The organism is Streptomyces sp. NPDC111656, from assembly GCF_055656965.1.
In genome coordinates this window covers 334,399-350,158 of record NZ_JBVKCA010000008.1, presented here as the reverse complement: position 1 = coordinate 350,158, position 15,760 = coordinate 334,399, and the positions used below count along the sequence as shown (strand labels likewise).

The following is a 15,760-nucleotide window of genomic DNA, read 5'->3' as shown; positions in this document are numbered from 1 at the left end:
GGCTGAAACCAGACCAATCCACCTGTCATGGGCAGGTGTTGAACCCCTTATCACGAGAAGGTTCCCCCACGCCGTGCGCACAAGGCTTGATGCCATCTCCCTCACCGCCGTGCTGGTGACGGTCGGCGCGTTTTCCGCGACCGCGCCGCTCACCGCGTTCGCCACCGGCTCCGCGTTCGCGCTGGCGCTGGGCCGCAACGCGCTGGGGCTGCTGACCCTCGGACCGGTGGTCGCGCTGATCCGCCGGCGCGAGTTCAGGAAGGTCTTCCGCGGCGAGCGTTTTCTCGTGCGCAAGGAGCAACGCCGAGGTGCTCTCCTGGGTGCTCTCGCCGGTACGGCGCTGGCCGCGCACTTCGCCACCTTCATGTCCAGCACCCGGATGACCAGTGTCGCCATGGCGACCGCTCTGGTCGCCACCCAGCCCGTCTGGCAGGCCCTCATCTCTACGTTGCAGGGCCACCGGCTGCCGCGCGCGACCTGGGCCGGCCTCGGCGTCTCCGTGGCGGGCGCGGCGATCGCCAGCGGTATGGACGGCCGGGCGGGCACCCAAGCGGTCGTGGGTGACGCGCTCGCCCTCGCGGGCGCGATCGCACTCGCCGGCTACACGGCGATCAGCGAACAGGCCCGCCCCGATGTCAGCACGATGGTGTACTCGGTGCTGTGCTCCTCGGTGTGCACGGTGGAGCTGCTGATCCTCTGCCTCGTCACCGGAACGCCTCTGTTCGCCTTCAACGGTGGCACCTGGCTCGCCCTGCTGGGTCTGCTTATCTTCCCTCAGCTGCTCGGTCTGTTCTCCCTCAATTTCGTCCTCGGCCGGGCGCCGGCCACGGCGGTGAGCATATTGCTGCTGCTGGAGGCACCCATGGCCGCGCTCATCGCCTGGCTGTGGCTCGGCCAGCTGCCCGCCGCGACAGCGTGGCCCGGACTGCTCATGATCATGCTGGGGGTGACCGCGGTGGTGGTCGCGGACGCCCGGCGCGCGGATCCGGCGACGGACACGGACACGGACACGGACACGGTCACGGACATGGACACCACGGGCGAGGTACGTGGTCTCGTCGCTTTCCCGCAGCATCCGCTCCTCGCCCTGAACCACATACCCGGTGGCGACATCCACGCCTTCCTGTGGCGCGAAGCGCACAGGGGACGCTTCAGGGCGGTCGAGTCCACCATAAGAAAACTGGAGAACGAGGCTGTCCGCGTCCACGGCGCCAAGTCCGCCGAGGCCACGCACTGGATCGAGGTACGCGCCGTCGTCGCCCGTATCGCCGCGGACCACGCCCTCTCCGGCCGGCTGTGGCTGACCGCCGCCCGGTTCCACTCCTCTTCGGCACGCCGCGATCTCCCCAGCACCCGCACCTGCCTCGACCACGCCTACCAGGAGTGGCACGGCGTGACGGACGAAGGCGTCATCGACGAACTGGCCGCAGAGCTACGTTCAATGTGCCGGCAGGACCCGTACTACAGCACGGAGATGCTTGCCACCCTGGACAGACGCCTGCTGCACAAGTCCGTTCACTCCCATCAGGAGTGATTCGGACGCGGGTGTCTGGTCAACGGCGGATCTGTTGATCATGGAGACCCCAAGTGAGATGACGATCGAGGAAGAGCCCGTGGTCGAGTCGGTCGGTGCGGCCACGCAGGACGAGCAGTTGATCGCGATGCTGGTTGACCGGACCCGCGGTGGTGGCCTGCAACTGACGGGCGCGGCCGGGCTGTCGCAACAGCTGACCAAGGGGGTGCTGGAGTCCGCCCCGGTAGGCGAGATCGCCGATCACGTCGACTATGAGAAGCACGATCCGGCCGGGATGAACAACGGCAACTTGGTGGGGCCCCTCGAACAGCGCGAGCTGGGTGCTCGCCGTCGCGTGGACGAACTGCGAGAGGAGGCCGACCGCGTCCAGGCCAAGTCGGCCGTGGCCGAGCAGAGCGGAATCACAGCGTGGATCTTCCTTGCCGGGTGCGGCGCTATGGCGCCACACGAAGCCGTCCGGCCTCGTGGCGCAGCGCCCCCACGGTGGCCGTCACCTCGGGACGGCGGTTGCGGACCGTGACGGCGACGACGGCTCGGCCGAGCCAGGCGGGGTCGTCGACTTGGACGATCTGGACTCCGGTGGGGACCGCGGCCGCGGCTACTTCGGGGAGTACGGCGATGCCGAGACCGGTGGCGACAAGGCCGAGGCGAGTGGGCCATTCGCGGGCGGCGTAGGCGATCCGCGGGTGGTCGAGGGTCGGCCAGGCGCCGAACTGGGGGTCGTCACGGAGGCCCTTGCCGACGATCCAGGGTTCGTCCCTCAGCTCGGTCACCGGGACGGTTCCGCGGCCGGCGAACCGGTGGTTGGCAGGGACGGCGAGCAGAAGGCCGCCGTCGAGGAGCAGGTCGCGGCGCAGTCCCTCGAAATCGTAGGCGGGCAGGTCCGGTCCCACGCCGATCACTGCGACGTCGATGCGGTGAGCGCGGAGTTGGCGAAGCTGCGTGGGCGAGGACGCCTCGCCGAACTCGACGATCAAACCCGGGTGGTCGTTTCCAAGGCGGGCCAATGTCCTGGGAACGAGCACGGCAGCGGCCGAGGGGAACGCCGCGATGGCGACTCGTCCGGTGACGTGGTCCAGCAGTCCGGCGAGGTCTGCGCTGACGGCGTCGATCTCGTTGAGGGCCGTCGCGGCTCGGCGGGCGAGCATCATGCCCGCGGGAGAGGGGGCCACCCCGCGGGCGCCCCGGACGAACAGCGGTGCGCCCGCGGCGGCTTCCATCGCCGCCACCTGACGGGACACCGCTGACTGTGTGTATCCGAGTGCGTCGGCCGCGGCGGTGAACGAACCGGTGTCGACCACTGCCCGGATGACGCGGAGACCGGTGAGGGTGAAGTCGGCCATGCCGTCATCCTGACACATTCTGAAACCGCATGTCTCCTATGAAAGACCTTCGCTGGTGGAATACCTCGATCAGCAGCACGATGGAGGAGCAACAGCAAGCAATTGACGCACAGGGAGCACCAGCCATGGCGAAGACGTGGTTCATCACGGGCAGTTCGAGGGGGTTCGGCCGCGAGTGGGCAGAAGCGGCGCTCGAACGCGGCGATCACGTCGCGGCGACGGCTCGGGACGTCAGCCAGCTGACCCCTTTGGCCGAGCGCTATGGGGATGCGGTGCTGCCGGTCCGTCTCGACGTCACCGACCGCGCCGCGGTGCATGAGGCAGTGCAGCTCGCCCACTCGCATTTCGGTTCGCTGGACATCGCGGTCAACAACGCCGGCTACGGGCATTTCGGCATGGTCGAGGAGTTGAACGAGGACGACCTCCGGGCTCAGATGGAGACCAACTTCTTCGGCGCGATGTGGGTCACGCAGGCCGTGCTACCCCTCATGCGGTCGCAACGATCGGGAAGGATCCTGCAAGTGACCAGCGAGGGAGGCGTACGTGCATTCCCCGGCATCGGTGCGTACCACGCCTCCAAATGGGCTCTTGAGGGGCTGTCGGAGTCCCTGGCGCAAGAAGTGGCAGCCTTCGGCATCCACATCACCAATGTCGAGCCCGGCCCCTATGCCACCGACTGGCTGGCTCGCGGGGCGCGGCACAGTGAGCCACACCCGGACTACACCGAAGTCCGCGCGGCCACCGCACCGGATTTCGAGGTCGGCGACCCGCGCGCGACCCGCGACGCGATTCTTCAGATCGTCGATGCGGACCAGCCCCCGCTGAGGATCTTCCTCGGCAAGTCCTTCACCGACGTCGCCGGTCTCTACGAGGAGCGGCTGAGTACCTGGCGCCAGTGGCAGCCGGTCTCCCTGGCTGCGTTCGGTTAAGTCGCAGTGCCGGGTGTCAGTAGGGGGCGGCCCGCGGGCGAGGGTCTGCTCGGCGCTGTCGGGAGCGAAGGCGCCGTGTTCGATTCTCGTCACCCGCTCCAGATGAAGCCCCGGGTCAGCGGCCTGGGGCTTGTATTTTGCCAAGGGGTGTCCAGCAGTTTCCGGCGCACTGAGTGCAGGAAGATCGGGCACGTGGCAGGCACGGGCGCCGGGCAGCAGCTCCGGGCGTAACACGCCCACCCTTAGGAACCATCTGGAACATCCCGGCGAGCGGTGCCCAGCTCGCCGGCCTCACCGACGCGAGCGGCACTCCACCCGGCTGAGGGAGCGACTCGGTGTCGCCCGCTGCTCGCTCGGTTGTCCGGGAACCACTCCGGGATTGTCCTTGATCGGTAACCGACGCATCCCGTGGCCGCTGTTCCTCGTCCTGTCAGATGGTCGCGAGGTGACCAAGGAATCGGCGAGGAACTGCGGGAAAGCGGGGCGGACATGGCGCGGCACGGCGGGCAGGGCTGGTACGGCAAGGTGCTGGGCGCGGCGATCGGGGTGGCGTTGCTCGCCGCCGGTGCCTCGATATGGACCGCGCAGGCCGAGGCCGTGGGCGGTTCGTCGCCGAAGGCGACCGCGTCGGCCGCGCCGGGCAGTGGCGTCAAGGCGGTCGCGGTGACCATCGCGCATGCCTCGGACAAGGGGGCGCACGGCGTCAACATCACCATCGACGACGGCCCCGACCCCGTATGGACCCCTCAAGTGCTCGACGTGCTGCGGGAGTACGGGGTGAAGGCCACGTTCTGCATGGTGGGGACGCAGGCGCAGGCCCACCCGGACCTCGTGAAGAAGGTGGTCGCTGCCGGGCACCGGCTGTGCGACCACTCGGTGTCGCACGACACCACCATGGACAAGAAGTCCCAGGCCTACCAGTCGCAGCAGATCCTCGACGCCGAACGCATGATCACCAAGGCGTCCGGGGGCGTACGACCGATGTACTACCGGGCGCCCGGCGGGGCCTTCACTCCGTACAGCCGCACGCTCGCCGCCTCCCGTGGCATGCGCCCGCTGGGCTGGAACGTGGACTCCAAGGACTTCGAGCGGCCGGGTACGGACGCCATCGTCGCCACCGTCGAGCGGGAGTTGCCGGGCGGGCCGACGCTCCTCTTCCACGACGCGGGAGGCGATCGCGCCCAGACCGTCGAGGCCCTGCGCCGGATCCTCCCCCGACTCAAGGAGCAGGGCTACTCCTTCGGCTTCCCGGTGCGCTGAGCCCCAGCCCTGGTCGATACCGGCGTTAGAAGGGAGAACTCGCTCTACTGCGCGTCGCCCAAGAGCAGTTCCGTTCCATCCGCCATTCCCAATCGACTCGACTCGATATCGGCTTGGGCTGGCGGGAGTTGAGCCCTCGTCTGGTCGGATGACCCATCGCTCGGCTCAGGGGCACGGGGACACGGTGCGTGACAGGCGCGGCTCCGTTTCCGGGGCGGCAGGCCCTAGTCTGATCCCCGTGAGGCAGGCAGGCGCTGGGAAGGGTGATCGGCGATGACGCCCCTGAGCACCGGGGACCCGGAGTCCATAGGCGGGTACACCCTTCTCGGCCGGCTCGGGGCGGGCGGCATGGGAGTCGTCTATCTGGGAGTCTCCGCCTCGGGACGGCAGGTCGCGGTCAAGCTCGTACACGGCCCGTACGCCCAGGAAGAGGAGTTCCGGACGCGCTTCCGGCAGGAGATCGAGGCAGCGCGCAGAGTGAGCGGCGCCTTCACCGCGCCTGTCGTGGACGCCGACCCGGACGCCGACCGGCCGTGGATGGCGACGCTCTACGTGCCGGGGCTCAACCTCGCCGAAGTCGTGGAGAAGAACGGCCCGCTGAGCCAGCGGGAACTGCGCGCGCTGGGGCTGGGGCTCACCGAGGCGCTGCGCGACATCCAGCGGGCGGGCCTGGTGCACCGGGACCTCAAACCGCGCAACGTCCTGATGACCGAGGACGGGCCGCGCGTCATCGACTTCGGCATATCGCGGGCTTCCGACCACCAGAGCCTCACCACGACCGGGCGGATGATCGGCACTCCGCCCTTCATGTCGCCGGAACAACTCGCCTCTCCCCGGGACGTCACCCCGGCCTCGGACGTGTTCTCGCTGGGGTCGCTGCTGGTGTTCGCGGCCGTCGGCACGGGACCGTTCGACGCCGACAGCCCGTACATAACCGGCTATCAGGTGGTGCACGGGACCCCGGACCTCGGCGGCGTGCCCGAAGCGCTCCTGGGCCTCGTCGAGCGCTGTCTGGACAAGGACCCGGCCGCACGGCCGGAACTGACGGACATACAACGCATGCTCCAGGCGCTGCCGGAATCCGACGCCACCGGATCCCCGAAGACCGGGCAGTCCGCGAAACCCCGGCACCTCCCCACTTCTCGGAGCACGATCACCACCTCCGCGGGCGCCGCGACCGGCATCGGTACCGGCAAGCGACGCCGAGCCCGGATGCTGCTCACCGGCCTCGGTGCGGTGCTGGCCGTCACGGGGCTGGGTATCGGGGTGGGTGTCTTCGTGTCCGATTCGGACACCGCCACGGCCACGGCCACGGCCACGGCCACCGCCCATGCCGCGTCACTGCCCGACGGCTGGCGGCCGTGGCGGACGGAGCTGCGGTACGACGTGAAGGGCGTCCCTCTCGACTACGACACCCCTGGATGTGTGGCGGAGGGAAGCGCCCTGTTCTGTGGCGGTACGGGTTTCACGGCCGCCAGGATCGACGCGGCCTCCGGCCGCACCCTGTGGCGGACCGGCACCCGCCCTCAGGGGGCGCAGCCGATCGGCGTTCGCGACGGGCTGGTCTACATGTACGAGGAACCGGACGACAAGACCAGGCGCGTGGTGGCCCTCGACGCCGGTACCGGCCACCGGCGGTGGCAACGCGACATCAACCCGTCCGAGGATGCGGTCCTGTACGACGGCGGACTGCTGACCATGTCTCCCGACTACTCGTCGTTCGTGGCTTACGGGCCTTCCGGCAAGGAACTGTGGCGGGCGCCCTCGCTGGACGAGTACTGCACTCCGTCGGCGCTGGGAGGGCTCCCCTACGCCCTGTGCTCGGAGGGCAACGAGGCCGGCCAGGCCCCGGTCGAGCTGATGAAGCTCGGACCCGGCAGCCTGACCGAAACGGCCACACTGCCCAAGAAGGCGGAAGCGCTCGGCGCTGTCGGCGGGCAACCCCTGTTCCTCGCCCCCCAGACCGCGAAGGACGTGTACGAAGCCGGGTACGAACGGCCGTACAACGCGCTGCTGCGGGTGACCTCGGAGACCGGGCAGGTCAGACGGATACCGCTGGCACATCCGCTGACCGGCGCGGCCACCCTTGTGGACGGCGTCGTCTACTTCGTCCGGTCCGACGGGTCGGTCACCGCGGTGTCGGCGGACAGCGGCAGACAACTCTGGCAGAAGACCACGGACATGGAGAGTCTGTCCGCGCCCGCGGTGTCGGCGACGTACAAGCGGGTCTATTTCTCCAACCGCTTCGGCCGTCTGCTGGCACTGGACAGCCGCACCGGAACCGAGGTCTGGCGCACCTCCGCACTGGACGACCCCGGGGACAAAGTGCAGAGCTACCCGCCGCGAGTCCTGCTCGTCAAGGACGCGATCGTGGCGATGGCCGGCGACACGGCCTTCTCCCGAAGCCCTGACGGGCCCACCTGACCGGCCGAGGCAATCCCCGCGCGGCGTCCCCATGTGCGTGGTCGGCGTGCCAGCGGCCGACCCGTGGTGTGATCCGCTGGTCGATGATGTCGCGGAGTTGGCGACGGCCGGCGATGCCGAGCTTGGGGTAGGAGCGGTACAGGTGTGAGGCGACGGTGCGGGGGGAGAGGAACAGCCGGTCGTCACACGGGGCCAGGGCCTCGACACGTTCCGCGGCGCGCCCCGGCTGGCCGCCACGCCGCAGCATCCGGACACCCTCGTCGCCGCCGAGTCCGACGGCAACGACGCCACCCTGGCGGTGTACGACGTGAGTACCGGCCAGGCCGACGCACAGGCGAGGCGTGTTGATCCAGGGCCGGAAGGGTGCGCGAGCCTGCAGGACCTTGCCCTGACGCCGGACGCCGCGCGGGTTGTCGTCGCCTGCGCCTCGCCCTATTACCACCCCTCACGCTGCAGGTCCTGAACCACCCGCAGGTCCCCACCACCGTCACCGTGCAGGCACCCGCCTCGTCACCCCGGAATCAGAACCTCACCCTCACCGGAAAGCTCGACGCGCCCGTGAAGTTCGGCACCGGAAGCACCGTCGACATCTGGCGGCTCGACGACCCCCTGGCGGGTGAGGGCACGCTGATCGGGTCCGCGACCGTCGCCGCGGACGGCACGCACCTCTGACTGAGCTCTCAGAAGTCGGCCTTCACGACCGCGTACGCCGGGTCGTGAAGGCCGATTTCGTGCTGGGGGACCGCATGCGCCGGTCGGAGTGGCGCGCTGCGTCTTCGCGGGGCTTGGGCTACTTGATGTAGACGAGGCCGTCGGTGGTGACGGTGGGACGGCCGCTGGTGCCGACCACGACGATCTTGATGGTGTGCTTGGCGCTGCTGGACCAGGTCTTGGTCCAGATCGCCTGCCGGTACAGGCTGGTGGACGACTTCAGGTCGACGGTGGAGGTCTTGGTGCCGTCGACGTAGATGTACGCCTGGCCGGACCCGGCGGCGCGGGAGACGACCCAGGCGGCGGAGCGGCCGGTGAAGGTCCAGGTGAGGCTGGCGCCCTTGGAACCGCTGGAGTAGGACTGCCCGCCGAGGTAGCTGGTGGAGGAGCGGGGGGTCCAGCTGCCGGACTTCGTGGCGGCGGTCTCCTGCAGTATCACCGGGGTGTACGAGGGCGAGGACGTGCGGTAGTTACCGGCGTAGTCGTAGGCCCGCATCGACCATGTGGTGGCGGCGCCGGACTTGGCGGTGCGGTTGGAGGTGGTGGTGGTGGGGCCGAAAGTGGCGGTGGTGGGGGACAGCAGCTTCACCTCGCGCAGGGCCTTGTCGTCGGTGGCCTTCCAGCCGAGAGTGACCGGGACGGCGCTGGTGCTGACGGTGCCGGAGCGCAGGGAAAGCTTCGGGTTGGTGGTGAAGGTCGGTGCGGTCGTCTCCGCGACGACGGGCAGCGCGGCACTGGTCGCGGTCCTGCCGGACTGGTGCACGGCCCGCACGGCGACAGTGTGGCTGCCCAGGGCCAGGGTGACGGCGGCGGACGTGGCGGTGCCGGAGGTGGTGGCGACGCTCTTGCCGTCGACCAGCAGCTCGAACTTGGAGATCAACGACGCCGGTGTGGTGGCTGTCCAACGGACGGTGATGCCGCCCTTGGTGTAGTACGTCGAGCCCGAAAGGCCCGCGCCGTCGACCGAGCTGACCTTCAGTCCCTGCACCGGGCCGGATGCCCAGGTGCGGATGGTGGGCAGTTGGTCGTAGAGCAGGCCGCCGGGGCACTGTGTGTTGTAGCCGTCCCGGTGGCCGGAGATCCGCTGGAAGGTGTACTTGCTGCCCGCGGTGAAGTCGGTGCTGAAGTAGTTGTGCTGACTCGCGCCCGCCGTGAGCTGGGTGGTTCCGGCGGGATCGGCGCCGTACTGGCCGAGCTTCCAGGCCGCCAGGCGGGCGACTGACGCCAGCGTGGCGTTGGTGGCGCTGGTGGTGGTGTAGTCACCGAGCACCGCGACGCCTGCGGACTCCCGGTTCCAGCCGTAGGTGTGTGCACCGAACACCGGAAGGTCCACGCCGCCCTTGCGGCCCTCGAAGATCGTGCCGCATTTGTCGACGAGGAAGTTGTAGCCGATGTCCTTCCAGCCGCTGACCTGGACGTGGTACGCGTAGATGCTCCGGATGATCGACGGCGAGTCGGCGCAGGAGTAGTCGTTGGCCCCGTCGGTGTGGTGGACGAAGACCGCCTTCACGTCTGCGTTGTACTCCGGCGCCTCGGGGCTGATCGACTCGTCGGCACCCCAGTCGGCGCGCGAGACGATCGGCGGTTCGGGCACGGTGGACGGCGGCGCCGAGGGCGGCGCGCTGGACGACGTGCTCGGCGACGGCGACACGGAGTCCGTGGGGGACGCCGAGTCGGAGGGCGGGGCGGAGTCCGTGGGGGACGCCGGCGCGGAGGGCGGGGCGGAGTCGGTGGCCGCCGGCGTGGTGTCCGTCGCAGCCGGGGATGTGGTGGTCTGGCCGTCCGTCGGCGCGGCGGTGGTGCCGTCGCTGGGCGCGGCGGAGTCGGTGGGCGCGGATGCCGTGGCGCCGGGACTCTCATCGGCGACGAACGCGGCAGGCTTGGCCGCGGTACCGCCGGCCTTGGTCTCGGCGTCGGTCGCCACCCCTGGGTCGACCAGGTTGACCTCAAGGCCCTTGGGCAGAGCGGAGCCGCTGGTGCCGTTCTTGCGGATGACCTGCACCTGCATGCCGTCGGAGGGGCCGACCCACAACGGCTCGGACGCTGCGCGCACTCCGCCGTCGGGGTTCTCGAGCGGGTCGACGTTCAGTTCGAGGTCCTGCCAGGCGCTCCACTGGCCGGTGTCGAGGCTGCGGGTGCGTACCTGCGCCGTGCCGTCGAGCCGCTTGGCCGCCCCCGTCCAGGAGACGCCGAGCATCGAGAACTGCTCGGTGTCCGTGCGCGGCAGCTCCCGCTTGTCGCCTGTGCCGCCTTTCAGTGCGAGGTCGTACACCTTCACCGGCCGCTTGGCCCGGCCGGACGCGCCGGGATCGGCGGACGGGCTGGCGACGGCGTAGGTCACCACGCCCCCGCCTCCGAGGACCACCGCACCGAGCGTCAGCCACGCCCGTCGTTTCATGCTCAGCGGTCTGTACACATGCGACGTACGACGACCCACCACGTATCCACCCCTAGAAGGCCCGAAGAGGCCACAGAAAAAAGTCACACGAGGCACACCTGTCACACAGGTGGCCGCCCTCTACAGCGCACCGCGTCCGACGAACATCACGGGGCGAAAGGCCTCAGTGATGCAGATCACTGCGCGGGCGATCGGCTGATGCCTCCTGCCGTGGCCGGTGCTGTCGCGGTCAACGGCACTTGTGGCGGTGGCACTTGGAACCGGTTGCCGGGGCGCCCGGTGTGCGGGCGGCAGTGCTGGTCGTCCTCTTGCCGGTCTTGCCGCCCCGCTCGGCGGGGGCCGCGGACGGGGAGGGCGTGGGAGCGCCGGGCTCGTCGGTGCCGCGGCCGAGGGGGGCGGGCGCGGGGAAGGGGGCGTCGGGCAGGCCGGCGAGGGCGTCGCGCATGAACTGGGTCCAGATCTCGGTGGGGATGTCGCCGCCGAACACCTTCTGGAGGCCGCCGACGCCTGCCAGGGACTGCAGCTGTGGGTGGTTCGAGTCCTCTCGGAAGAGGACGACAGAGGTGGCGAGTTGCGGGGTGTAGCCGATGAACCAGGCGGAACGGTAGTCGTCGGTGGTTCCGGTCTTGCCCGCCGCGGTCCTGCCGAGAGCTTGGGCCTTGGTGCCGGTGCCCCGGGCGATGACGCCGCGGAGCACGTCGGTCACGTTGCCGGCGACCGCCGCCGGCAGGGCTCGCACGGGGGCGGGGGCGGAGAAGCCGGCCAGTGCCGAGCCGTTGTGGGTGACCTTCGTCACCGAGTACGGGGTGGCCTGCATCCCGTCGGCAGCAAAAGTCGCGTACACGCCTGCCATGCGAATGGCGCTCGGTGTGGAGGTACCGATGTAGAAGCCGGCGCTGGGGGCGGCGAGACTGCCGGGGCGCAGGCCGAGAGTCTGTGCCGTCCTCGCCACGTTTCCGTAGCCGACGTCCTCTCCCAGTTGCACGTACGGCGTGTTGACCGACTGCTCCATGGCCTTGCGCAGAGGGATGTAGCCCCAGCGCTGGGGGGTGTCGTTGTGCTGGTGGAGGAGCCCGGTGGGGTCCTTGGGGTCGGCGACGTAGTTGCCCTGCTGGTCCTTGATCTTGATGCCGTCGTCACCGTTGAACTTGCCGGCCGGGGTGATCGGCTCGGGTGACCTGCCGGGCCGCAGTACGGCTCCGTGCTGGAGTGCGGCGGCGAGGACGATGGGCTTGAAGGTCGATCCCACCGGGACGCCGGAGGTGTCGGCGTTGTCCGAGTAGTGGGCGTGGTCGAAGCCGGGGCCGCCGTAGACGGCGAGGATCCTGCCGGTCGTGGGTTCCACCGAGGCGGCTCCGACCTGGACGTCCCGGTCGACCGACCGGTGGGCGGGGTCGAGGCGTTGCCCCCGCACCGTGGCGACAGCCTTCGTCAGTTCCGCCGTCCTCTTCCTGTCGAAGGTGGTGTGGATCTGGTAGCCGCCCCTGCTCAGGCTGCTGTCGGTGATGGCCGGGTCATGTGTCTCGGCATACGACCTGGCGAGTTGGACCAGATAGCCGGTCTGGCCCGTGAGCCCTGAACCTCGGGTCCACTTCCTGGGTGTGGGGAAACCGGCGGCCGCGTACCGTGCCCGCTGCCCGGGTGTCAGCTTGCCGGTCTTCACCATCCGGTCGAGCACCCAGGACCAGCGTGCTTCCGCCTTTGCCCTGGCCGCGGGATCGGAGTCCGCGTACTGGAAGAGACTCGGCTCGTTGACCGCCGCGGCGAGGAAGGCTCCCTGACTCACGTCGAGCCTCTCCACCGGGAGGCCGTAGTACAGACGCGCCGCGGCCTGGATGCCGTTGGCCTGACGGCCGAAGAAGCAGGTGTTCAGATACCCCTGGAGTATCTGCTCCTTGGTCATCCCGGCGCCGATCTTGGTGGAGATCAGCAGTTCCCTGAACTTGCGTGAGACCGTCCGCGACTGGTCCAGGTAGGTGTTCTTGACGAACTGCTGGGTGATCGTCGAGCCGGACTGGACGGAGCCGCCCGCGGCCATGTGGACGACGGCGCGGAGGATTCCCTGCGGGTCGATGCCCGGGTCGGTGTAGAAGGAGGCGTTCTCCGCGGCGATGAAGTCCCACCGCACGTCGGCGGGTACCTGTGAGAGCGACACGTTCTGCCGGTTGACGCTGCCGTCGGTCGCCAGGACCGTGCCGTCCGACCAGTAGTAGACGTTGTTCTGCAGCAGTGTCGTGGGATTGGGGTCGGGGATGGTGACCGTGGCGTAGGCATAGCCGACGGCCGCTGCCGTGCCGCCGAAGATGAGCAGGAAGAGCGCCAGCAGTTGGCGCACCGACGGCAGCCAGCGGCGCGGGCCCGTCCTGCCCCGGCGCGGGTAGTCGATCCAGCGTTTCTTCTGTGGCGCCCTTCCCCGGGCACGGCGTGGCATGTCCTGTCGGGGGGCCTGGTCACGATGCGCGGCCCGGTGGCCCGTGGCGCGGTCACCTTCGGCACGCGTGCCGCCGACGGAGCGCTGCGGCGGTCGGCGCCGGTGTCCGCTCATGGGCTCTGATCACTGTCCTCTCAGTACGACTGCGGTGTCTTGGACGGTCCGGGCTGCCGGAAACCGGGGTAGGGGGAGGGCGGTGGAAGGCCGTCGTACAGCGCCGGCTGCCGGAGGGGGTCGTACGGCGCCGACCGCGGGCAGTCGTCGTCGCGGCCGCGAGCAGGAACGTTGCTTCGTCGGCGATCGGTCACATCAGGGCCTTGGATCACTTCGCGGGATGGTGGGACGAGCCGTTGGCACGACCCTTGTGGGTGGGGGTGGAGATGGGGGCGGGAGCGGCGGTCGAGGTCGGGGACGTGAGCCTGGTGGGCGCCGCGGTGGGCCCGGACGTGGCCGCAGGAGTGGCGGAGGCGGCGGTGGGACCGGGGGTCTTCTGCCCCGCAGGGCCGGAGTTCCGCTGCCCTGCGGTGGGACTCGCGGTCCCTGCGGAGTGGCCAGTGCTGGACGAGGCGTCGGGCGCGGCCGCCCGGGGCGTGGTCGAGTGCGTGGAGTCCGGCTGCGGGACGAACGGAGAACTGATGCCGGGTCCGCCCAGCATCGTGCTGATCAGCAGGGCGACGTAACCGCCGGCGGGGATCACGAGAAGCCGGGCGGCGCGGAGCACGCGGCGCCGGCGTCGGCGTCGGCCCGAGGAATCGACGAAGACCGGCCGCACCGACTCGTTCGCCGGAGTGTCCGGTTCCGGTATGGGGGCGCCGGTGTCGAACTCCGGGGGCGGCACGGTGAGGACGTCACCGTGGGGAGAGTCCCACGCTGTCGTGGCGGGGTCCGGTCCGGCCATGTAGGGATGCGTTCCGGCGGCGTGGGGGTCCGTCCCCGTCGCATGGGTGCTGTACTCCGGGTGCGTCCACTGCGCGAGTTCCACCGAGTCCCAGGACATCGTGCCCGTGTCCGTGCCGACGCTGCCGCCGTACCCGTAGCCGTAGGCATACGGGCGCCCGGCATCGCCGTACGGATCCTCGCCGTACGTCCCGCCGCCTTCGTCCATCCGCTGCACGAGTCGTGCCCCTGTCCTGGCCGACCGACGCGGTCGTCCGCATGGAAAGAGCGCACTCGGCCGGAAGTGTTACACCTCGGCCTCGCCGTGCGTACCTGCTCGACCGCAAGGAACGAGCCGGACGGAAGGTGGGCAATCATGACAACGGCTTGCCCAGGGCCCTACGCGCGCCTCAGGTCGGCAGCCACTTCACCACCGCGTCCCCGCACTCGGCCGTCTGTGCGTAGAACGCCCTCAACTCCCGGTGCGCCACCGCGAACGCATGCCACGTCTCGGGCTCCGCGGTCACGCCGCCGTACCGCGGCAGCAGTTCGGCGCGGGCGAAATCCCACAGCGCGTCGAAGTCGGCCATCGCCAGGAACCCGGCCACCCGGCGGGCCTGGGCCGCCGTCAGCACCAGGAACGGCGGCTTGTGCCGGTCGGCGCGGAACACCGGCCGACCACCGAGCACCACCTGGGTCTGGGGCCGGTCCTCGGCACGATGCGGGGGAGCGCCGGCGTAGATGCGTTCCTGGTCCAGATAACGCTTGTCCAGCTCCTCTTCACGATGCCGGCCGACCCGGCGTCGGACGGTCTCCGAGTCGTACTCGAAGAGTCGTTCGAACCAGGTCGTGCTGTTGCGCAGTGCGGGGGGCGGCACCGCTCGCAGACGGAGGTACGTACTCATGCCAGAGGGAGCGCACGGGGGCGCCGAAGCATTACGCGGCCCGACGGACCCCGTTCGGGGGAAGACACCTCGCGTAACGGATCGACCGCCGACCTCGCTCTCTTCGTATGTGACGACAGATCAGGAGACGAGACCCCATGCGGCGGCCAGGCCCGTGCGGTGGGCGGCGGACACGGTGGCGACGATGCGGGAGGGGGCACGGCTGCGCCTCGACTACTCGGCGTCCAGCCTGTGGCGCGTCGACCGGATGATCGACGACCTGCGGCGGGAGGACACGCCCTACGCCGCCGTGGAGAGCGTGCTGCGCGGCTTCGGGGCGTACACGGGTGAGGTGATCGTCCGCCAAACGGGCGCCGAGTGGTGGGAGGCGGACGGCCACCACTGGATCCGCACGACCGAGGGACGGCTGTGGGATCCCGTCGACGAGGCCCGCCGCTGCTTCACCGGAGACGGCTCGCTGCGGCTGCTGTGCCGCGACGCGACGGCGGGCGCGCCCGAACCCCGGGATCAGCGGCCGCGGTGAGGTCCGTGATCCGCGCCGCCCCTCTCCGTGCCACTCACGGGGGGAGTGAAGAGCGGCACGGAGAGAGGTCCGGGGGGCGGGGCCCTCGGCCTGCGCGGTACCGAACCCGGCACTCCCCCAGCGAATGGCCGGCACGAAACGTCACCCGACCGGGACAGTGCCGGTCGCGCCGCGTCTGACTCACCCCGGATCCACGGGGCGCCGAGGAGCCGTCAGGCGGACCCTGACGCCCGGCGCGGGCGCGTGTCCCCGGCGCGGTACGGCTCTCCGGAGCCGCCCGCGCCCGCCCTCGTGTACTCGGCGGCCGGCCGGCGGGCACCGGCGACGACTGAAGGGGCGCCCAGGCGTTGTGACACTTCCGTGAGGACAGACGCTGGTCACCATGGGGCCGTCGATGTGACCGGAGCACGGCGGACGGCACGCACT

General features: G+C 70.0%; 11 protein-coding genes and 1 pseudogene. 7 read left to right on the top strand and 5 right to left on the bottom strand.

All coding sequences use genetic code 11. The features are described from left to right. Nucleotides 1-73: 73 nt before the first annotated feature. Together ACZ7M3_RS25320 and ACZ7M3_RS25315 are read left to right on the top strand one after the other, a co-directional pair. A complete protein-coding gene (locus tag ACZ7M3_RS25320; RefSeq protein ID WP_472065804.1) occupies nt 74-1,534 on the top strand; it encodes a DMT family transporter in 1,461 nt (486 codons plus the stop codon). 58 nt (nt 1,535-1,592) lie between these two features. Next, nucleotides 1,593-1,823: pseudogene (locus ACZ7M3_RS25315) on the top strand (IS256 family transposase); the annotation flags it as partial. 145 nt (nt 1,824-1,968) lie between these two features. Here ACZ7M3_RS25315 and ACZ7M3_RS25310 read toward each other — a convergent pair. Continuing rightward, a complete protein-coding gene (locus ACZ7M3_RS25310; protein WP_472065803.1) occupies nt 1,969-2,877 on the bottom strand; it encodes a LysR family transcriptional regulator in 909 nt (302 codons plus the stop codon). Between the two features lie 125 nt (nt 2,878-3,002). Here ACZ7M3_RS25310 and ACZ7M3_RS25305 point away from each other — a divergent pair, with 125 nt between their 5' ends. From ACZ7M3_RS25305 to ACZ7M3_RS25290, 4 genes are all read left to right on the top strand, one after another. Beyond that, a complete protein-coding gene (locus ACZ7M3_RS25305; protein ID WP_472065802.1) occupies nt 3,003-3,806 on the top strand; it encodes an SDR family NAD(P)-dependent oxidoreductase in 804 nt (267 codons plus the stop codon). 489 nt (nt 3,807-4,295) lie between these two features. Continuing rightward, nucleotides 4,296-5,066, top strand: coding sequence for a polysaccharide deacetylase family protein (locus ACZ7M3_RS25300; protein ID WP_472065801.1), 771 nt, complete (start codon nt 4,296-4,298; stop codon nt 5,064-5,066). Nucleotides 5,067-5,339: 273 nt separating this feature from the next. Continuing rightward, a complete protein-coding gene (locus tag ACZ7M3_RS25295) occupies nt 5,340-7,490 on the top strand; it encodes a protein kinase domain-containing protein (RefSeq protein ID WP_472065800.1) in 2,151 nt (716 codons plus the stop codon). Nucleotides 7,491-7,982: 492 nt separating this feature from the next. Beyond that, nucleotides 7,983-8,162: a hypothetical protein gene (locus ACZ7M3_RS25290; RefSeq protein ID WP_472065799.1), complete on the top strand. Its 180-nt coding sequence runs from the start codon at nt 7,983-7,985 to the stop codon at nt 8,160-8,162. 118 nt (nt 8,163-8,280) lie between these two features. Here ACZ7M3_RS25290 and ACZ7M3_RS25285 read toward each other — a convergent pair whose 3' ends face one another. The 4 genes from ACZ7M3_RS25285 to ACZ7M3_RS25270 all read right to left on the bottom strand — a co-directional run bounded on the left by ACZ7M3_RS25285 (nt 8,281) and on the right by ACZ7M3_RS25270 (nt 14,811). Beyond that, on the bottom strand, nt 8,281-10,599 hold the full coding sequence (locus tag ACZ7M3_RS25285) for a peptidoglycan recognition protein family protein (RefSeq protein WP_472065798.1): 2,319 nt from the start codon (nt 10,597-10,599) through the stop codon (nt 8,281-8,283). A 229-nt stretch (nt 10,600-10,828) separates the two neighbouring features. Further along, nucleotides 10,829-13,144, bottom strand: coding sequence for a transglycosylase domain-containing protein (locus tag ACZ7M3_RS25280; RefSeq protein WP_472065797.1), 2,316 nt, complete (start codon nt 13,142-13,144; stop codon nt 10,829-10,831). A 208-nt stretch (nt 13,145-13,352) separates the two neighbouring features. Beyond that, nucleotides 13,353-14,144, bottom strand: a complete 792-nt coding sequence (locus tag ACZ7M3_RS25275; RefSeq protein ID WP_472065796.1) for a hypothetical protein — start codon at nt 14,142-14,144, stop codon at nt 13,353-13,355. 172 nt (nt 14,145-14,316) lie between these two features. After that, on the bottom strand, nt 14,317-14,811 hold the full coding sequence (locus tag ACZ7M3_RS25270; RefSeq protein ID WP_472065795.1) for a DUF1877 family protein: 495 nt from the start codon (nt 14,809-14,811) through the stop codon (nt 14,317-14,319). A gap of 109 nt (nt 14,812-14,920) precedes the next feature. Here ACZ7M3_RS25270 and ACZ7M3_RS25265 point away from each other — a divergent pair, with 109 nt between their 5' ends. After that, nucleotides 14,921-15,334, top strand: coding sequence for a hypothetical protein (locus ACZ7M3_RS25265; protein ID WP_472065794.1), 414 nt, complete (start codon nt 14,921-14,923; stop codon nt 15,332-15,334). Nucleotides 15,335-15,760: the final 426 nt, after the last annotated feature.

Excerpts from the sequence above, each read along its gene's own strand:
- ACZ7M3_RS25310 (WP_472065803.1), bottom strand. The coding sequence starts at position 2,877 with ATGGCCGACTTCACCCTCACCGGTCTCCGCGTCATCCGGGCAGTGGTC.
- ACZ7M3_RS25305 (WP_472065802.1), top strand. The coding sequence starts at position 3,003 with ATGGCGAAGACGTGGTTCATCACGGGCAGTTCGAGGGGGTTCGGCCGC.
- ACZ7M3_RS25300 (WP_472065801.1), top strand. The coding sequence starts at position 4,296 with ATGGCGCGGCACGGCGGGCAGGGCTGGTACGGCAAGGTGCTGGGCGCG.
- ACZ7M3_RS25295 (WP_472065800.1), top strand. The coding sequence starts at position 5,340 with ATGACGCCCCTGAGCACCGGGGACCCGGAGTCCATAGGCGGGTACACC.
- ACZ7M3_RS25285 (WP_472065798.1), bottom strand. The coding sequence starts at position 10,599 with ATGAAACGACGGGCGTGGCTGACGCTCGGTGCGGTGGTCCTCGGAGGC.
- ACZ7M3_RS25280 (WP_472065797.1), bottom strand. The coding sequence starts at position 13,144 with ATGAGCGGACACCGGCGCCGACCGCCGCAGCGCTCCGTCGGCGGCACG.
- ACZ7M3_RS25270 (WP_472065795.1), bottom strand. The coding sequence starts at position 14,811 with ATGAGTACGTACCTCCGTCTGCGAGCGGTGCCGCCCCCCGCACTGCGC.